Genomic DNA, 16,955 nt, shown 5'->3' with positions numbered 1-16,955 from the left:
TATTATTATTTGGGAGTTTTTAATATGAATGAAAACGAGACAATAAAAGAATTTCAAGAAAAAATAGGTTACAAATTCAAAAATGAAAAGCTTATTATCGAGGCTCTTTCTCATTCTTCTTATGCCAACGAATGCAAAAAACAGCGTAAAAATAACGAAAGACTGGAGTTCTTAGGCGATTCCGTTTTATCTGTTATCGTTTCGGATTATATTTTTGAGCATTTTAAGCACCTGCCCGAAGGTGAGCTTACAAAGCTGAGAGCATCTTTAGTGTGCGAACAGGCTTTGTTTGACTTTTCCAAAAAGATAGATCTTGGTGAATATATCTTTCTTGGTAAAGGTGAGGAAATAACCGGCGGACGGGAAAGACCGTCAATAGTTTCTGATGCGTTTGAAGCTGTTATTGCCGCTATCTATCTTGACGGCGGTCTTGATGTGGCAACAAAATATGTTTTGTCGTTTATTCCTGAAGATATTAAGCCACATAGTGTCGTCAGCTTTGTTGATTACAAAACAGCACTTCAGGAGATAATCCAGAAAAATCCCGAGGAAAAAGTTGAATATGTCCTTACAGATGAATCCGGTCCGGATCACGACAAAAAGTTTACTGTCAATGTAATGCTAAACAGCAATGTTATTGGTACGGGTATAGGCAAGTCAAAGAAATCCGCAGAACAGAATGCTGCAAAGGAAGCGCTATCGCTTATGGGCTATGAAGCATAATAATATATCTATATTTGTTACCCATGTGGGCTGTCCTCATATGTGTGCGTTTTGTAACCAGCATACTATCACGGGAAATTCACAGATCCCCCATGCACAGGATGTAAGACGTATATGCTCAAAGGCACTTGAACAGATAAAGGATCCTGAAAATACTGAAATCGCTTTTTTCGGAGGCAGCTTTACAGCTGTTCCAAGGGAATATATGATCGAACTTCTTGAAGCTGCAAATGCTTATTTGGGAGAAGGAAAATTTAGCGGTATAAGGATATCTACACGCCCAGATTATATAGATGATGAAGTGCTTGATATATTGAAAAGATACGGCGTAACATCTATCGAGATCGGAGCGCAGTCTTTAAATGACAAAGTCCTTGACGCCAACGAAAGAGGTCACAGTACCCTTGATATTGTCAACGCTTGCAAGCTTATCAAAGAGCATAACTTTGAGCTTGGACTTCAGCTTATGGTCGGACTATACAGATCTGACATGGATATTGAGCTTGAAAACATGGAAAAAGTGCTTGAAATAAAGCCTGATACAGTCAGAATTTATCCGGTTGTGGTTTTGAAAGGCACCAAGCTTGCACAGCTGTTTAAAGCCGGGAAATATCATCTTATTAGCATGGACGATGTTATAGATTTGTGCTCAAAAATGCTTTATGAATTTGAAAATGCAGGGATAAAGGTGCTCAAATGCGGACTTCATGCAAGTGAGTTCGTTGAGCGTGATATGGTGGCAGGGTATTACCATCCCGCATTCAGAGAATTATGTGAAAGCAGAATTATTCGTGAGAATATGAGTAATGCTTTTCGCAAATCCGGTATACCCATTGCCGAAAATGCGCAGGGACAAAGATATCATGTTACCTGTGCTGTTTCCCCACGATGTATCAGTGCAGCAATAGGACATAAAAAAGCAAATAGTGAACATTTTTTAAAAAATGGGATAAACATAAAAGTGGTGGGCGATGAAAAATTGTCCAAATACGAAGTAGAAGTCAGGGATGTGAGAGTTTGTATCTGAAAAGTCTGGAAATACAGGGATTTAAGTCATTTCCTGATAAGACCGAACTGAAATTTAATAAAGGTATAACTGCTGTTGTGGGACCAAACGGCTCCGGCAAGAGCAATATAAGTGATGCAATGCGCTGGGTAATGGGTGAACAATCCACTAAGGCAATGCGTGATGAAAAAATGTCCGGAGTTATCTTCCACGGCACGCAGTCTCGCCCTAAATCACAATTTGCGCAGGTCACAATAAATATATCCAATGAAGATCATACGCTTGATTTTGATTCCGATCTTGTATCCGTTTCAAGAAAGCTCTATCAGAACGGCGACAGCGAGTATATGATAAACGGTAACGCCGTAAGACTCAAAGACGTTGTAGAACTGTTCCTTGACACAGGTCTTGGCAGAGACGGTTATTCAGTTATCGGACAAGGCAGGATAGCAGATATAGTAAAGGGCCGTTCTTCGGACAGACGAGAGATATTTGAGGAAGCCGCCGGAATATCAAAGCTCAGATTAAAAAAAGAAGAAGCGCAGAAAAAGCTTGTTGCAGCACAGGATAATATTTCAAGGCTCAACGATATCATAACAGAATTGGAATCAAGGATCGGACCTTTGAAAACACAGTCTGAAAAAGCCAAAAAATTTCGTGTACTTGACGACGAAAAGAGAGAACTTGAAGTTTCGGTCTGGAACCACAGGCTTGACAGTTATATGTCTCAGATAAAGGGGCATGAAGAAAAACTCGTTTCTTTGAGGCAGCAGTATGAAAGCCTTAATGATGAGCTTTCCGATGCTGATAATGCTATACTTGAATACTCTCAGAAAAGCGCACTTGAGCTTGAGAATATAGATAATATCAGAGACCGGATACATAGTATCGAAGAGAAAAATTCTCAGTTCAGGACCGATATGGCAGTTATAGAAAACGACATATCCCACCTCGAGGATAAGATCCTTCAGCTTAACGAACAGATCGAAGAAACTAAGAGCATGAGGTATTTTAATACCACAGAGCTTGAAAAAAGAGAGAAAGATCTGGATTCGTTAAGTGCCAAGAAGGATGAGATCGAAAACGAGATACTTGAAAAAGAGGACCGTATACAAAAGCTTATTCTTAAATCCGAGGATTCCGATAAGAGTATAAGCGAAGTTAATTCCCGTATAAATAAATATTATCTTGACAAAAATCAGCTTAATTTCAAACTTGAAAATGAAAAGAACAATATCTCGGATTATAACGAGCAGATAAGCTCTGCTGTACAAAGCAAAAACGAGCTTGAAAAGACAGAAAAGCTGGCAAACAAAGAGCTTAGTGAGCTTCGCAACGCAAAGAACAACGCCGATGATAAGAAACAGGAATGTGAAAATAAGCTTGCCGGGCTCACCAAATTATATGAAAACAAAGCGGCAAAACTCGAATCAGGTCGTGAGGAGCTTTCTCAGTTAAGACTGAGACTTGGAGAGCTTGATTCAAAGCTTTCTATTCTCAACGATCTGGAAAAATCTATGGAAGGTTTTTCTTACAGCGTTAAGCACGTTCTTACAGCCGGCAAGCAGGGAAGGATCAAAGGCGTATGCGGTTCCGTTGCTCAGCTGATAGATGTTAAGAACGAATATACAATTGCTATTGAGACTGCCCTTGGCGGTGCTCTGCAAAACATTATTGTTAACGATGAAAGCGTTGCAAAGCGCTGCATTGGTCTTTTGAAAGAGAATAAAGCTGGCAGGGCAACATTTTTGCCCATCACGTCAGTCAGATCCAAATCATTTGAAAACAGCGGTCTGTCTGAAATGGACGGATATGTTTCAATGGCTAATGAACTTGTAAAAACCGATAATAAGTATAGCGAGGTCATCAAAAGTCTTCTGGGCAATGTTTGTGTTTGTGAAAACATTGATCTTGCATCTGTGATAGCTAAAAAGTTCAACTACAAGTTTAAGATCGTTACTCTCGATGGTCAGATAATCAATGCCGGAGGTTCGTATACAGGAGGAAGCGTGTCCAAAAGCACAGGTATTCTTTCCAGAAAGAATGAGATCGAGCAGATCAACAGGGATAAGGACGAGCTATCTAAAAATCTGAAGGATCTTGAAAAGCAAGTCGAGATGATGTCCCAGGAAACTGCCAAGTATTCGGCAGATATTGAAGGGCTCAAAGAACAGCTTGGTGGATATAATAATGACTGCGTCAGATTTGAATCGGAGATAAAGAGGGTCGGCGAATTTGTACAGCAGTATGAAAAACAGCTTGATGACATTGATCTGACTATAGAACAGTTAAAAGCAAAGATATCTGCATCACAAAAGGAAATTGAAAAGGCTTCTGATGACATAACCACAGTTGATAAAGATATAATTGACTGGGAAGCAAAGCTGACAGTATCACAGAGTGAACAGGTGGAGCTGAAGAAAAAGAGGGAAGACCTTACTGCCGAGCTGTCAGAATTACGCATTAAGGCAGCCGGGGTTGCAAAAGATGCTGAAGCCTGCAAACTTTCCATCCAGCAGATACGGGGCGTTATAGAAAACAGCTCTGATGAAAACAGCAAACTGGAGCTTTCGGTTTCCGAGTGTAAGGATCAGATCCAAAGTAAAAAGGATGAAATCAATTCCCATAAGGACTATATTGCCAATTCTGTAAGCGAGATAGAAAAGCTGAATTCAGAGATATCTCAGTGTCAGAAAAGGCACCTTGAATTTGATGCATCTGCAAATATGCTGCGAAATAAGTTTAAGAACAAAATGGACGAAAAAGAGAATCTCTCCACTCAGATCACACGTACAGAGGAAAGATGCGATTCCATTAAGGAGAATTTCGATAAGCTTGTTTCACAGCTCTGGGACGACTATGAGCTTACAAGGACCGATGCTGCTCAGATGGCAGTGCCTATAGATGATCTTGATGAAGCGAATAAGCATCTGACGGAATTAAGGAACAAGATCAAAAATCTGGGCAATGTTAATCTGGGTGCTATCGAGGAATATGCTGAGGTATCGGAAAGATATGAATTCATGTCACATCAGCTTGAAGATGTCAACAGCTCTAAAAAAGAACTGGAGGATATGATAGAACAGCTGACTGATAATATGAAGAGTATGTTTATACAGACATTTGACGTTATAAACACTAACTTCAAAAAGATATTTGCCGAGCTTTTCGGAGGAGGAACAGCAGAGCTTATTCTTACCGACCCCGAAAATGTCCTTGAATGCGGCATAGATATCAATGCACAGCCTCCGGGTAAGGTAATAACCAATCTGTTGTCCCTTTCCGGCGGAGAGCAGTCACTTGTCGCAATATCTATTTATTTTGCAATACTCAAGCATTCGCCGTCTCCTTTCTGTCTGCTTGACGAGATCGAAGCGGCACTTGATGATACAAATGTTGTAAAATATGCTCAATACCTGCATAGACTGACCGATAAGACACAGTTTATCGCCATAACACACAGACGAGGAACAATGGAAGAAGCAGATATGCTTTATGGCGTAACCATGCAGGATAAAGGCGTTTCCAGACTGCTTGCAATGTCCGGGAGCGACGTCAAACAAATGAAACTTGATTGATCCGGGAGGAAAATATGGGATTATTTGAAAAACTTAGAAACGGTCTGAGGAAAACAAAGAACTCAATGATGGGTAAGATCGAGGGATTGTTAAAGAAATTCTCAAAGATCGACGAAGAGCTTTTTGAGGAGCTTGAAGAAACCCTTATCATGTGCGATATCGGTGTGAACACATCGGTAAAGATCTGTGATGAACTCAGAGACAGAGTTAAGAAAGAAAATGTAAAAGAACCTGAGCAGATAAGAGATATGCTAAAGGATGTTATCACCGATATGCTTGGCGAGGATCAGCCTCTTGATCTTTCAACAACACCGTCTGTTATACTCGTTATCGGCGTAAACGGTGTGGGAAAAACCACAACAATAGGCAAACTCTCGTATTCACTGAGCAATCAGGGAAAAAAAGTTATCGTTGCCGCTGCGGATACATTCAGAGCAGCTGCTATTGACCAGCTCGAGGTCTGGACACAGCGTGCAGGGGTGGATATTATAAAGCATAATGAAGGCTCGGATCCTGCTGCGGTTGTATTTGATGCTCTTACTGCTGCAAAATCAAGGAAAGCAGATGTTGTTATATGCGATACCGCAGGAAGACTGCACAATAAAAAGAACCTTATGGACGAGCTTAAAAAGATCGCAAGGATAGTTCATCAGCAGGCAGAGGGCTGTGCCCTTGAGGTGCTTCTTGCTCTTGATGCTACCACAGGACAGAATGCTGTTAACCAGGCAAGACAGTTCAATGAGGTTGCTGATATTACAGGTATCATTCTTACCAAGCTTGACGGAACTGCAAAGGGTGGTATAATCATCAGTATTACCGATGATCTTAAAATACCTGTAAAGCTTGTTACTGTCGGTGAGCAGATAGACGATCTTCAGAACTTTGTTGCAAAAGATTTTGTCGATGCTTTGTTTGAGGAATAAGGTGAGATAATGCAGCTTATTATAGCAAGTAATAATAAGGGAAAGATAAGAGAGTATAAACAGCTGCTTCAGCCATTTGGATACGATGTGGTTTCACAGAGTGAAGCAGGTATAAACATCGAGGTTGAAGAAACAGGCACCACATTTGCTGAAAATTCTGCGCTGAAAGCACGTGCTATCTACGCTTTAAAGCATTGTGCAGTGCTTGCAGATGACAGTGGACTTGTTGTTGATGCACTTGGCGGCGAGCCGGGAATATATTCTGCAAGGTATGGCGGCTGTGAAAACGATGCTGACAGAGTTTCTCTTGTACTTGAAAAAATGAAAAATGTCAGCGAAGAAAACAGAACAGCTCATTTTGTTTGCACTATTCATTTCATAGATACTGACGGATCGGAGATCCCTGTTGAAGGCAGAGTCTATGGTAAAATAGGATATGAGCCTATCGGTGAAAACGGTTTTGGATATGACCCGGTATTTATGTATGAAGGAAAGAGCTTTGCGCAGCTTGGCGCAGAGGAAAAGAATGGGGTCTCACACCGAGCAAATGCGCTGAAAGCGCTTATTGAAAAGCTAAACGAGAGAAAGCAGGTGTAGAAGATGATAACACCAAAACAAAGAGCTGAATTAAAGGGTTACGCAAACAGCCTGCCCTGTGCATTTCAGGTGGGTAAAGGTGGACTGAATGATAACCAGATCGCACAGATAGATGATTACCTCAGAGTACATGAGCTTGTAAAGCTTGGGGTGCTTGATAATTCTTTGTATTCGGCAAGGGAAGCAGCCGAAGAAATTGCAGAAAAGATAAACGCAGATGTTGTCCAGGTGATCGGGTCAAAGGCAGTACTTTATAAACCGAACCCGAAGGATCCGGTAATAAAACTAAAAAACAAATGAAAAAGATAGGAATATACGGCGGTACATTCAACCCTGTCCATAAGGGACATATAAATTGTCTTAGGTCTGTGCTCAATGAGATCGATCTTGATAAAGTGATCATCCTGCCTGACAGGATCCCTCCCCACAAATCATCCAGCGAGCTTGTCAGCGGTGAGGACAGGTTTAATATGTGTAAAATTGCTTTCAGAGGATTTGAAAATGCACAGGTTGATGACTGGGAGCTCAGACAAACCGGGAAAAGCTATTCTGTAAAGACGCTGCGGCATTTCCATAAAGTTTATCCCGACTGTAAACTATACTTTATAATGGGCAGTGATATGCTGCTGAGTTTTGAAAAATGGTATAAATATGATGAAATACTAAAGCTGGCAGCTCTTTTGTGCGTTTCAAGAGAAAACAGCAATACAGATGAAATGCTCCGGGCTTATGCTAAAGAACTGACTGATGAATGCGGTGGAGAGATAATTGTGATAAAAACCCGTCCTTTAGAGGTTTCATCAACACAAATAAGGCAAATGATCTCTTTTTCAGAGGATTGTACTTGCTATTTGGATAAAAATGTTGTAAAATATATTTATGATAAGAAATTGTATAAGAATAGTAAATAGAATGAGGTCTTATTAGTGCTTGATAAAAAACAGATCGGAAAATATAAGGCATATCTGAAGGATAATCTTTCAAAGAAAAGATATAATCACTCCATTAATGTTGCAGGCGCAGCACTTGAACTTGCAAGGAAGTATGGGGCGGACGCTGATAAGGCGTATATAGCAGGTCTGCTGCATGACTGCGCAAAGGAACTTGATATTACAAAACAGCTTGAGATCGCTTTGACCTCGCCGCTTGATGTCAGTGATATAGAAAAGAACGCAACTCCTCTTTATCACGCCATAGCCGGATCGGAACTTGTAAAGACTGAATTTGGAATAACCGATAAAGAGATAATCCATGCCATAAGATATCATACCGTTGCCTGCGGAAATATGCCAAAGCTGAGCCAGATAGTTTATCTTGCTGATCTTATCTCAGAGGACCGTGATTATAAAGATGTTAAGAAAATGCGCAAGTATGCCGATCAGAGCCTTGAAAAGGCAATGTATGAGGCACTTAAATTTTCCATTACAGACAGTGTATCAAAGGGCAATGCTATACCTGAGTGTACACTTGAAGCATACAACGATTTTGTACGTATAATGAAAAATACATAACAAACGAAAGGACGATGTTTATGGCAGAACTTACTGCACAGCAGAAAATAGAGGTAATTGTTAAGGCTCTGGATTCAAAAAGAGCTGAGGATATACAGACGATAAAGATCGGCGATCTGACGATCATTGCCGACTATTTCATAATCGCAAACGGAACGTCTAACATTCATACTAAATCTCTTGCCGAGGAGGTTGAGTTTAAAATGACTCAGCTGGGCATTGAACCTCTGAGAACAGAAGGCTATCAGGGACAGAACTGGATCGTTCTTGATTACGGCGATGTTGTTGTCCATGTTTTCTATAAGGAGACAAGGGATCAGTATAACCTTGAAAGACTTTGGTCCGACGGTACAAGTGTTGATATTTCACAATACATTGTCAAGGAATAAAAAACTATAATTTCACAATAAAGGATTGATTACAATGGCAAATTATGATTACGCTGCTATTGAGAAAAAGTGGCAGAAATACTGGGAAGAGCACGAAACTTTCAAAACTGATGTCTGGGATTTCAGCAAGCCTAAATTTTACGCCCTGGATATGTTCCCATATCCTTCCGGAGTCGGTCTTCACGCAGGACATCCCGAGGGCTATACTGCCACGGATATAGTATCCAGAATGAAGCGTATGCAGGGATACAATGTTCTTCACCCAATGGGTTATGATTCTTTCGGACTGCCCGCAGAACAGTACGCCGTGAATACAGGTAATCACCCTAACGGTTTTACTCAGCAGAATATTGAAACTTTTTCCAAGCAGCTGAAAGAGCTTGGATTTGACTATGACTGGTCCAAGATGGTCGCAACCTCTGATCCTGAGTTTTACAAATGGACACAGTGGATCTTCAAACAGCTTTATAACGACGGCTATGCAAAGTACATAGATATGCCTGTGAACTGGTGTGAGGAACTTGGTACAGTTCTGTCAAACGATGAGGTTATCGATGGAAAATCGGAGCGTGGCGGTTTCCCTGTTGTACGTAAAAATATGAAGCAGTGGGTAATCGACCAGCCTGCATTTGCCGAAAAGCTCCTTGAGGGCCTTGATGAGATAGACTGGCCTGAATCAACAAAGGCTATTCAGCGCAACTGGATAGGTAAGTCCACCGGTGTTGAGGTAGAGTTTGATATAGTAGGCGGCGGAAAATTCTCGATCTTCACTACCTGTATTGAAACGATCTACGGTATTACCTTTATGGTGCTCGCTCCCGACGGAGCAATAACCGAAAGTCTCCTTGACAGGGTACAGAACAGGGAAGAGGTACAGGCTTATATTGATGAAACAAAGAAAAAGAACGATATGGACCGTACCGAGCTTAATAAGACCAAGTCAGGCTGTGAGCTCAAGGGAATAACATGTATCAACCCTGTAAATGGAAGAGAAGTACGTATGTTTATAGGCGATTTTGTACTTGCAAGCTATGGCACAGGTGCGGTTATGGCGGTTCCAAGCCATGACCAGCGTGACTTTGAGTATGCTGTTGCTCATAATATTGATATGCTCCAGGTCATAGACGGAAATGATAAGGACGGTCATATCGATGTTTCAGGTGCTGCACTTGAAAAGCAGGATTACCTGGGTAAAGGATATAAACTGATAAATTCCGAAGAATTTACCGGGATGACAGTTGAAGAAGCCAAAGAAGCTATTACTCAGAAGCTTGAAAAAATGGGCAGAGCAAAGAGAACTGTAAACTATCACTTCCGTGAGTGGATATTTGCCCGCCAGAGATACTGGGGCGAACCTGTACCTGTTGTACACGGAGATGACGGAAAGATCTACGTTCTGGACGATTCCGAGCTTCCCCTTATTCTTCCCGAGCTTGATGATTACAAGGGAAAGAACGGAAAAGCACCGCTTGAAAACGCCGTTGAATGGAAAAAGTATGATAATAACGGGATTAAGGGCACCCGTGAAACATCCACTATGCCCGGAAGTGCAGGTTCAAGCTGGTATTTCTTCAGATATATCGATCCTCATAATGATAAGGAATTTGCAAATCAGGAGCTTTTAAAGCACTGGATGCCTGTGGATCTGTATATCGGCGGTCCCGAGCACGCAGTGGGACATCTTATCTATTCACGAATTTGGAACAGATACCTTTACGATAAAGGTCTTGCCCCTACTAAAGAACCGTTTAAAAAGCTGGTTCACCAGGGAATGATACTTGGTGAGAACGGGATCAAAATGGGCAAAAGATTCCCTGAATTTGTTGTCAATCCTTCGGATATCGTAAGAGATTACGGTGCAGATACTCTGCGTCTGTATGAAATGTTCATGGGACCTCTTGAGGTAAGTAAGCCATGGAGCAAAAATGGTGTCGAGGGCGCAAGAAAGTTCCTTAACAGAGTATGGACATTCTTTACCGATCTGAGCAATCTTACAGATAACAATGACGGTTCACTTGCAAAGGTATATAATCAGACAGTTAAAAAGGTCACCGATGACTATGAGAGCCTTGCTTTCAATACAGCGATCAGCCAGATGATGATCTTTGTAAACGCTATATATAAAAACGGCAGCTGTCCTAAAGAGTATGCAGAGGGCTTTATAAAGATGCTTTCATGCGTTTCGCCTCATATAGGCGAGGAAATATGGAGTATCCTCGGACATAGTGACACCATCGCATATGAACCGTGGCCAACATATGATCCTCAGCAGCTGGTTGAAGATAGTATTGAGATCGTTGTCCAGATCAACGGCAAGATCAAGGCAAAGCTTACAATTGCAGTTGATTCGGATAAGGATTCAGTTCTTTCAAAGGCTAAGGCTGAGCCTGCCATTTCTGCCCTTATGGACGGAAAGACTGTGGTCAAGGAGATCTATGTTCCTAACAAACTGGTAAATATTGTAGTTAAATGATCAGCAAAATGTCACTCTTTGACAAGGGTGACATTTATGCTATAAAGATAGAGGTCAACCAATGAGCGAGTCAGAAGAAAGACAGAATAAATATGACTTTATGACCCGGACCCCTGTGAAAAGGCTTATATTAAAGCTCTGTGTGCCCACCATAATCAGTATGCTGGTTACAGGGCTTTATAATTCCGCAGATACATTCTTTGTGGGAAAAATATCCACACAGGCAACTGCTGCGGTTGGAATTGTATTCTCTGTAATGGCAATGATCCAGGCAGTGGGCTTTATGTGCGGTCAGGGATCAGGAAGCTTTCTTGCAAGAAAGCTTGGTGCTAATGACGTAAAGCAAGCTAATGAAGCTGCGGCAACAGGCTTTGCATTATCCTTGCTATTGGGTGTTGTTATCGCTGCTTTAGGTATCATCTTTGTTGAACCTATAGCCGATATGCTTGGTGCCACCGATGCAACACTTGATGATACTAAAAGATATATGAGTATTATCCTTATCGGCTCTCCGTTCATGACAGGTCAGTTCGTTGTAAACAATCAGCTTAGATTTCAGGGCAGTGCAATATACGCCATGTTCGGGCTTTTAGCCGGAGCAGCTGCAAACATTATCCTTGACCCCATATTTATATTTGTATTTGATCTTGGGATCTCCGGAGCAGCCCTCGCAACAGTCTGCGGTCAGATAATGAGTTTCATAGTCCTTTTGATAGGAAGCCGTAAAGGCGGTAATATACATATAAGACTAAAAAACATCAGGATCAACAAACATTATATCTTTGAAATTATAAATGGCGGCGTACCATCGCTTTTCCGTCAGGGACTTGCTGCACTTGCAACAATTCTGCTTAACACTACAGCAGGGAATTACGGCGGTGATGAAGCTATCGCAGGAATGTCTGTTGCTACAAAGGTACTGATGCTGGTTTCTTCAGCTTTGATAGGCTTTGGTCAGGGTTATCAGCCTGTATGCTCCTTTAATTACGGTGCTGATCTGAAAAAACGTGTTAAGGACGGATATTTCTTCTGCGTTAAATACGGTACTTCCTTTCTGATCGTTGTTGCAACAGGCTGCTTTATTTTTGCTCCGCAGATAATATCCTTTTTCAGAGATGACCCCAAAGTTGTTGAGATAGGAGCAAAAGCACTGCGTTTTCAGTCAGTATCACTGCCATTTATGAGCGGTATCGTTATGACAAATATGATGCTTCAAAGTATTGGTGCGGGACTAAAAGCATCAATAGCATCTTCTGCACGCAGCGGTATATTCTTTATACCAATATTATTAGTTTTTTCATATCAGTTCGGATTGACCGGTGTTGAATGTGCACAGTCAGCGGCAGATCTTTGTTCACTGCTGATGGCAATACCTTTTGCTTATTCAGAACTAAAGAAAATGGGAGGATCATAATGAGTGTATTATTTATAAACGGATGTGTAAGAGAAAAATCACGTACCAAAGCTCTTGCTGACTATTTAATTTCAAAACTTGACGGTGAGGTCATACGTGTCGACCTTCAAAACGAGAATATTGCCCCGCTTGATGCACAAAGGCTTTCCGAACGGGACAGTGCTCTTCTAAATAAAGACACCAAACACAAGATATTAAAATATGCTGTACAGTTTTCCAATGCGGATATTATTGTTGTTGCATCACCTTTTTGGGACCTTTCGTTTTCTTCATTGATAAAGGTTTATTTTGAGAATGTAACTGCTGTTGGCGTAACATTTGATTATGATAAAAACGGTATCCCGTTTGGTATGTGCAAAGCGAAAAAACTGTATTACGTAACTACCGCAGGGGGGCAGATCTTCAATAAAGATTTCGGATATGGATATATAAGAGAGCTATGCAGATCATTCTACGGTATACCGCAGGTGGAGTTTATAAGTGCGCAAGGTCTGGATATTATAGGAGCAGACGTTGAATCTATTATGGATGAAGCAAAGAAAAATATAGACAAATTGTTTGATTGATATTCTGAAAGGAGGTAAGCTCTATGTCAGACAGTGATCTGAAATGGTTATGTCAGGTTTGCGGTAATGAAAACACAGGGGATTTCTGCTGTGAATGCGGCGTAAAAAAGCCGGAAAATGCTGATATAAGCATACCACCGGAACCATCAGTAAACAACAACTTCTTGTCTGATAATATTATAGATCATTTATTTGCAGGAACACCTCAGATGCCTGCCTTTGGCATGATGAGCGAGCCTTACTTTATGACGTTATATAAAACACGTAAAGATAATAAATATCTTATTAAGAGCCGCTGCAACTGCGGCTGCTATACCTGCTGCAACATATTTGATCCCAAAGAAATAACTCAGTGGGTGGATGAAAAATATGCTGTCTGTCCTTACTGCAATAGTCCGACCATTGTGGGAGATGCCGCATATGATAGTGTGGATTTGTCGGTGCTTGATAAACTAAACAAGTACTATATAAAGAAAGAATGCGTTGACGGCTATAAACCGTCCGGATATAGCTGTGACGATTCACCATGGATATGTCCAAAATGTAACAGCGAGGTCAAAGGCGGACTTTATTGCTTTACCTGCGGCACAAGAAATCCAGGAGCCGTTGCGGACATCCCCGACACCGAAGAAGAGCCGCAGACATGGGTATGTCACAAGTGCGGAGCACAGGTAAAAGGCTCTGCATTCTGTCACGAGTGCGGAAGTAAAAAGTCTGATTAAATATTGTAGATGATAATAAAAAGCATTTAGCAGGAGGTATAAGAATGAGGATCTCAAAGGCAGAACTTAACGAATTCAGCTATGTTAAAAAGATAACAAAGGACACTATAAATGCGGTTTATCCAAAATACTATCCTGTCGGAGCAGTAGATTTCTTTTTGGATCATCACAAGGATGAAGATATTATAAATGATATAAAGCAGGGGAAAGTTTATATATTGCAGCACGATAACGGAGAATATATCGGCACAGTTACTGTAAACGGCAACGAAATTAAAAGGCTTTTTGTCCTTCCACAGTACCAGCATCAGGGCTTTGGCAGGGAACTTATGGACCATGCGGAAATAGTGATCGCGCAGGATTATAACGAGATAGTGCTGGACGCTTCATTTCCTGCAAAAAAACTATATAGAAAAAGAGGATATGTGGAAACGGATTATTGCACTGTTATCGCCGAAAATGGGGACTATCTTTGCTATGATGTAATGCGTAAAAGCATTTAGCTCTTATTATTGCGTTAAAATGCAGTTAATATTGCGTTCTAAAATTTGTGAAAAAAACATTACAAAAACACTTGACTTTATATGCAATATGTTGTATAATTACTTTGTAATCGTATCGGTCATACATATCTGTGATCTTTTAAGACAGAGCGGTCGTAAAATACGGCTATCATAACGATGTTCGTTTCTGTTTACAGGAGCAAACGCCTTCACTATCACCTAAAATCACAGTTAGACCTTTATATATTACCTCTGTCATAGGTGGCAAAGGGAGGGAACAATTTTGGCAGAAATTCGTGTTGGAAAGAACGAAACTTTGGATACCGCTCTCAAGCGCTTTAAGAGATCTTGTGCAAGAGATGGCGTTATTGCTGAGGTTCGTAAAAGAGAACACTACGAAAAGCCTTCAGTAAAGCGTAAGAAGAAGTCTGAAGCTGCTCGTAAGCGTAAATATTGATATTAAAACCAAAGGCGGGCATTTTTATGTCCGCTTTTTGTTTGAGAAAAGGGGAGGTTATAAAATGAAACTTGCACAAGCACTTAATGAAAGAGCTGATATCCAGAGACGGATAGCACAGTTGAGATCAAGGCTTATCAACAACTCAAAGAGGCAGGAAGGGGAAAAGACTGCCGAGGATCCCGGCGACCTTCTCAATGAACTTACCGCCTGCACACAAAGACTTGAAGAGCTTATGGCGAGAATAAATAAAACCAACAGCTGTGTTTTATATGGTGATAAAACGATCACCGAGCTTATTGCACACAAAGATACACTGTCATTGAAACTCGGCATTTACAGGGATTTTCTTAATAACGCAAGCGCAGTCGTAAACAGAATGACAAAGACTGAGATCAAAATTCTGCCATCGGTAGATGTAAAAGAACTTCAAAAGCAGATCGACGATATGTCTAAGGAGTATCGTGAGACCGATACCAAGATCCAGGAGCTTAACTGGACTACAGAGCTTTTATGATTTTTTTGTGTGTAGCCAAAACAGGGCGAGTGCTGATCTCCGGCACTGAGTGAGAATAAGTGCTATTCGGACATATCGGAGGTATGTTAACTCAAAGTTAGCCTCATCAACGATACAAGCGCAATGTTATTCATTTTTAAGCTTATTACCGCTGCACTGACTGTTTTGGTGAGGGAGAGGACAGGGGACTTATTTTATACAGGAGCGTAAAATGTTATTTTTTGAACCTACCTATGTATTTAACGATATAACCGGAATAACCGTCAGATTTTTAGAGAAAAAGCGCATTAAGGGCATTGTTCTGGATATTGATAATACACTTACAACTCATAACAATCCAATACCGCCCGATTCAAGTATGAAGTGGCTTGAGAATGTGAAAAAGGCAGGTATAAAGGTGATAATTGTTTCCAACAACAAGCCTGAAAGGGTAGTCCCTTTTGCTGAGCTGCTGGATCTTGAATTTGTTGCCAACGGTAAAAAGCCACTTACAACAGGCATTAACAAAGCTGTAAAAAAACTTGGTTTAGAGAAAAAGTATGTTGCTGCGATAGGGGATCAGATTTTCACCGATATAATCGGCGCCAATCTTTCCGGGATAAGATCCTGTTTCGTGTTTCCCATGCAGCCGGAAACAAGTTTGCCGTTCAGAATAAAAAGAACGCTGGAAAAGCCTTTACTGCCCGGCAGAAACAGAATTATTAAGGAGTGATATCATGCCCGCAAGATTTGGCCCGGCAGGAAACAGCGACAGCTTTTCAGCCAAATATAAATCTACGATACAAGCTCCCGGTTATCTTGAAGAATTGGGACTTGACCATTACGAATATCAGTGCGGAAGAGGAGTTAAAGTAACCGATAAAACCGCATTTGCGCTCAGAGATAAAGCAAAAGAGCATAATATCTCCCTGTCCCTTCATGCGCCGTACTTTATTTCATTATCAAGCACGGAAGCCGAAAAGCGTGACAACAGCATAAACTATATTCTCCAGTCATGCGACGCCGCACAGAGACTCGGCGCACAAAGAATAGTGATACATTCGGGCTCTTGTGCTAAAATATCCAGGGAAGATGCTCTTGAACTTGCAAAGGACACCATTACAAGGGCACGAAAATCTGCCATTGAACAAGGTTTTGAAAATGTTATTTTCTGTCCTGAGACAATGGGCAAAGTAAACCAGCTGGGCAACCTTTATGAGGTGCTTGAGCTGTGTAAACTTGATGAGACTTTTTTGCCGTGCGTTGATTTTGGACACCTTAACGCCCGTGAATTCGGATACATAAAGGGCAAGGCTGAGTACGAAAAGATAATCAACGACATGGAAAACGCCATTGGAACAGACAGAACAAAGGTGTTTCACAGCCATTTTTCCAAAATAATGTTCACACAGCCCGGTGGCGAAAAAAAGCATCTGACTTTTGATGATAATCAGGGCTTTGGTCCCGATTTTGAGCCGCTTATGGAGATCGTTGCAAAAAAAAATATGTCTCCGATCTTTGTTTGTGAAAGCGCAGGGACACAGGATAAAGATGCTTTGACAATGAAAAACTATTACCTTTCGGTCAGATAAGGAGC

Annotated in this window: 18 protein-coding genes; all 18 read left to right on the top strand. The window is 41.1% G+C overall.

What is annotated here, in order from left to right:
* Window positions 1–24: 24 nt before the first annotated feature.
* The 18 genes from rnc to T494_RS0108635 all read left to right on the top strand — a co-directional run bounded on the left by rnc (window position 25) and on the right by T494_RS0108635 (window position 16,950).
* Window positions 25–723 carry a ribonuclease III gene (gene rnc, locus T494_RS0108720; protein WP_081777273.1) on the top strand — a complete coding sequence of 233 codons (699 nt, stop codon included), beginning with the start codon at window positions 25–27 and terminating at the stop codon, window positions 721–723.
* A complete protein-coding gene (locus T494_RS0108715; protein WP_028505973.1) occupies window positions 713–1,750 on the top strand; it encodes a radical SAM protein in 1,038 nt (345 codons plus the stop codon). Before rnc ends, T494_RS0108715 begins: the two co-directional genes overlap by 11 nt.
* Window positions 1,741–5,307, top strand: a complete 3,567-nt coding sequence (gene smc / locus T494_RS0108710) for a chromosome segregation protein SMC (RefSeq protein ID WP_028505972.1) — start codon at window positions 1,741–1,743, stop codon at window positions 5,305–5,307. The genes T494_RS0108715 and smc overlap by 10 nt, the downstream gene beginning before the upstream one ends.
* A 14-nt stretch (window positions 5,308–5,321) precedes the next feature.
* A complete protein-coding gene (gene ftsY, locus T494_RS0108705) occupies window positions 5,322–6,230 on the top strand; it encodes a signal recognition particle-docking protein FtsY (RefSeq protein WP_028505971.1) in 909 nt (302 codons plus the stop codon).
* Window positions 6,231–6,239: 9 nt separating this feature from the next.
* A complete protein-coding gene (rdgB, locus tag T494_RS0108700; protein ID WP_051540257.1) occupies window positions 6,240–6,827 on the top strand; it encodes an RdgB/HAM1 family non-canonical purine NTP pyrophosphatase in 588 nt (195 codons plus the stop codon).
* A gap of 3 nt (window positions 6,828–6,830) precedes the next feature.
* The gene (locus T494_RS0108695) at window positions 6,831–7,127 is read left to right on the top strand and encodes a YhbY family RNA-binding protein (RefSeq protein ID WP_028505969.1); all 297 of its coding nucleotides are present in this window, start codon (window positions 6,831–6,833) and stop codon (window positions 7,125–7,127) included.
* Window positions 7,124–7,738, top strand: coding sequence for a nicotinate (nicotinamide) nucleotide adenylyltransferase (gene nadD, locus T494_RS0108690; RefSeq protein ID WP_028505968.1), 615 nt, complete (start codon window positions 7,124–7,126; stop codon window positions 7,736–7,738). The genes T494_RS0108695 and nadD overlap by 4 nt, the downstream gene beginning before the upstream one ends.
* Before the next feature lie 15 nt (window positions 7,739–7,753).
* Entirely contained in the window at window positions 7,754–8,338 is a 585-nt protein-coding gene (gene yqeK / locus T494_RS0108685; RefSeq protein ID WP_028505967.1) for a bis(5'-nucleosyl)-tetraphosphatase (symmetrical) YqeK, read from the top strand.
* A 20-nt stretch (window positions 8,339–8,358) separates the two neighbouring features.
* Entirely contained in the window at window positions 8,359–8,727 is a 369-nt protein-coding gene (gene rsfS, locus T494_RS0108680; RefSeq protein WP_028505966.1) for a ribosome silencing factor, read from the top strand.
* A 34-nt stretch (window positions 8,728–8,761) separates the two neighbouring features.
* Entirely contained in the window at window positions 8,762–11,200 is a 2,439-nt protein-coding gene (leuS, locus tag T494_RS0108675) for a leucine--tRNA ligase (RefSeq protein WP_028505965.1), read from the top strand.
* A gap of 61 nt (window positions 11,201–11,261) precedes the next feature.
* A complete protein-coding gene (locus tag T494_RS0108670) occupies window positions 11,262–12,614 on the top strand; it encodes an MATE family efflux transporter (protein ID WP_028505964.1) in 1,353 nt (450 codons plus the stop codon).
* Window positions 12,614–13,180 (top strand): NAD(P)H-dependent oxidoreductase, encoded by a 567-nt coding sequence (locus T494_RS0108665; protein ID WP_028505963.1) that lies wholly within the window; start codon window positions 12,614–12,616, stop codon window positions 13,178–13,180. Before T494_RS0108670 ends, T494_RS0108665 begins: the two co-directional genes overlap by 1 nt.
* 23 nt (window positions 13,181–13,203) lie before the next feature.
* The gene (locus T494_RS0108660; RefSeq protein ID WP_028505962.1) at window positions 13,204–13,902 is read left to right on the top strand and encodes a hypothetical protein; all 699 of its coding nucleotides are present in this window, start codon (window positions 13,204–13,206) and stop codon (window positions 13,900–13,902) included.
* A 44-nt stretch (window positions 13,903–13,946) separates the two neighbouring features.
* Window positions 13,947–14,405 carry a GNAT family N-acetyltransferase gene (locus T494_RS0108655; RefSeq protein ID WP_028505961.1) on the top strand — a complete coding sequence of 153 codons (459 nt, stop codon included), beginning with the start codon at window positions 13,947–13,949 and terminating at the stop codon, window positions 14,403–14,405.
* A 283-nt stretch (window positions 14,406–14,688) separates the two neighbouring features.
* Window positions 14,689–14,862, top strand: a complete 174-nt coding sequence (gene rpsU, locus T494_RS0108650; protein ID WP_002847085.1) for a 30S ribosomal protein S21 — start codon at window positions 14,689–14,691, stop codon at window positions 14,860–14,862.
* 64 nt (window positions 14,863–14,926) lie between these two features.
* Window positions 14,927–15,379, top strand: coding sequence for a DIP1984 family protein (locus T494_RS0108645; protein ID WP_028505960.1), 453 nt, complete (start codon window positions 14,927–14,929; stop codon window positions 15,377–15,379).
* Window positions 15,380–15,590: 211 nt separating this feature from the next.
* Entirely contained in the window at window positions 15,591–16,091 is a 501-nt protein-coding gene (locus tag T494_RS12755) for a YqeG family HAD IIIA-type phosphatase (RefSeq protein ID WP_037344408.1), read from the top strand.
* A 4-nt stretch (window positions 16,092–16,095) separates the two neighbouring features.
* The gene (locus T494_RS0108635) at window positions 16,096–16,950 is read left to right on the top strand and encodes a TIM barrel protein (protein WP_028505959.1); all 855 of its coding nucleotides are present in this window, start codon (window positions 16,096–16,098) and stop codon (window positions 16,948–16,950) included.
* Window positions 16,951–16,955 lie beyond the last annotated feature (5 nt).

Source organism: Ruminococcus sp. FC2018 (genome assembly GCF_000621805.1).
In the GTDB taxonomy this organism is placed as follows: Bacteria; Bacillota; Clostridia; order Oscillospirales; family Ruminococcaceae; genus Hominimerdicola.
The sequence above is the reverse complement of the archived record's forward strand: the minus strand, read 5'-3'. Positions and strand labels throughout refer to the sequence as shown.

Coding starts and splice junctions, on each gene's coding strand:
- ftsY (WP_028505971.1), top strand. CDS start 5,322: ATGGGATTATTTGAAAAACTTAGAAACGGTCTGAGGAAAACAAAGAAC.
- T494_RS0108695 (WP_028505969.1), top strand. CDS start 6,831: ATGATAACACCAAAACAAAGAGCTGAATTAAAGGGTTACGCAAACAGC.
- T494_RS0108635 (WP_028505959.1), top strand. CDS start 16,096: ATGCCCGCAAGATTTGGCCCGGCAGGAAACAGCGACAGCTTTTCAGCC.
- T494_RS0108665 (WP_028505963.1), top strand. CDS start 12,614: ATGAGTGTATTATTTATAAACGGATGTGTAAGAGAAAAATCACGTACC.
- leuS (WP_028505965.1), top strand. CDS start 8,762: ATGGCAAATTATGATTACGCTGCTATTGAGAAAAAGTGGCAGAAATAC.
- rsfS (WP_028505966.1), top strand. CDS start 8,359: ATGGCAGAACTTACTGCACAGCAGAAAATAGAGGTAATTGTTAAGGCT.
- T494_RS0108655 (WP_028505961.1), top strand. CDS start 13,947: ATGAGGATCTCAAAGGCAGAACTTAACGAATTCAGCTATGTTAAAAAG.
- nadD (WP_028505968.1), top strand. CDS start 7,124: ATGAAAAAGATAGGAATATACGGCGGTACATTCAACCCTGTCCATAAG.
- rnc (WP_081777273.1), top strand. CDS start 25: ATGAATGAAAACGAGACAATAAAAGAATTTCAAGAAAAAATAGGTTAC.
- T494_RS0108660 (WP_028505962.1), top strand. CDS start 13,204: ATGTCAGACAGTGATCTGAAATGGTTATGTCAGGTTTGCGGTAATGAA.
- T494_RS0108645 (WP_028505960.1), top strand. CDS start 14,927: ATGAAACTTGCACAAGCACTTAATGAAAGAGCTGATATCCAGAGACGG.
- T494_RS0108715 (WP_028505973.1), top strand. CDS start 713: ATGAAGCATAATAATATATCTATATTTGTTACCCATGTGGGCTGTCCT.
- rdgB (WP_051540257.1), top strand. CDS start 6,240: ATGCAGCTTATTATAGCAAGTAATAATAAGGGAAAGATAAGAGAGTAT.
- T494_RS0108670 (WP_028505964.1), top strand. CDS start 11,262: ATGAGCGAGTCAGAAGAAAGACAGAATAAATATGACTTTATGACCCGG.
- T494_RS12755 (WP_037344408.1), top strand. CDS start 15,591: ATGTTATTTTTTGAACCTACCTATGTATTTAACGATATAACCGGAATA.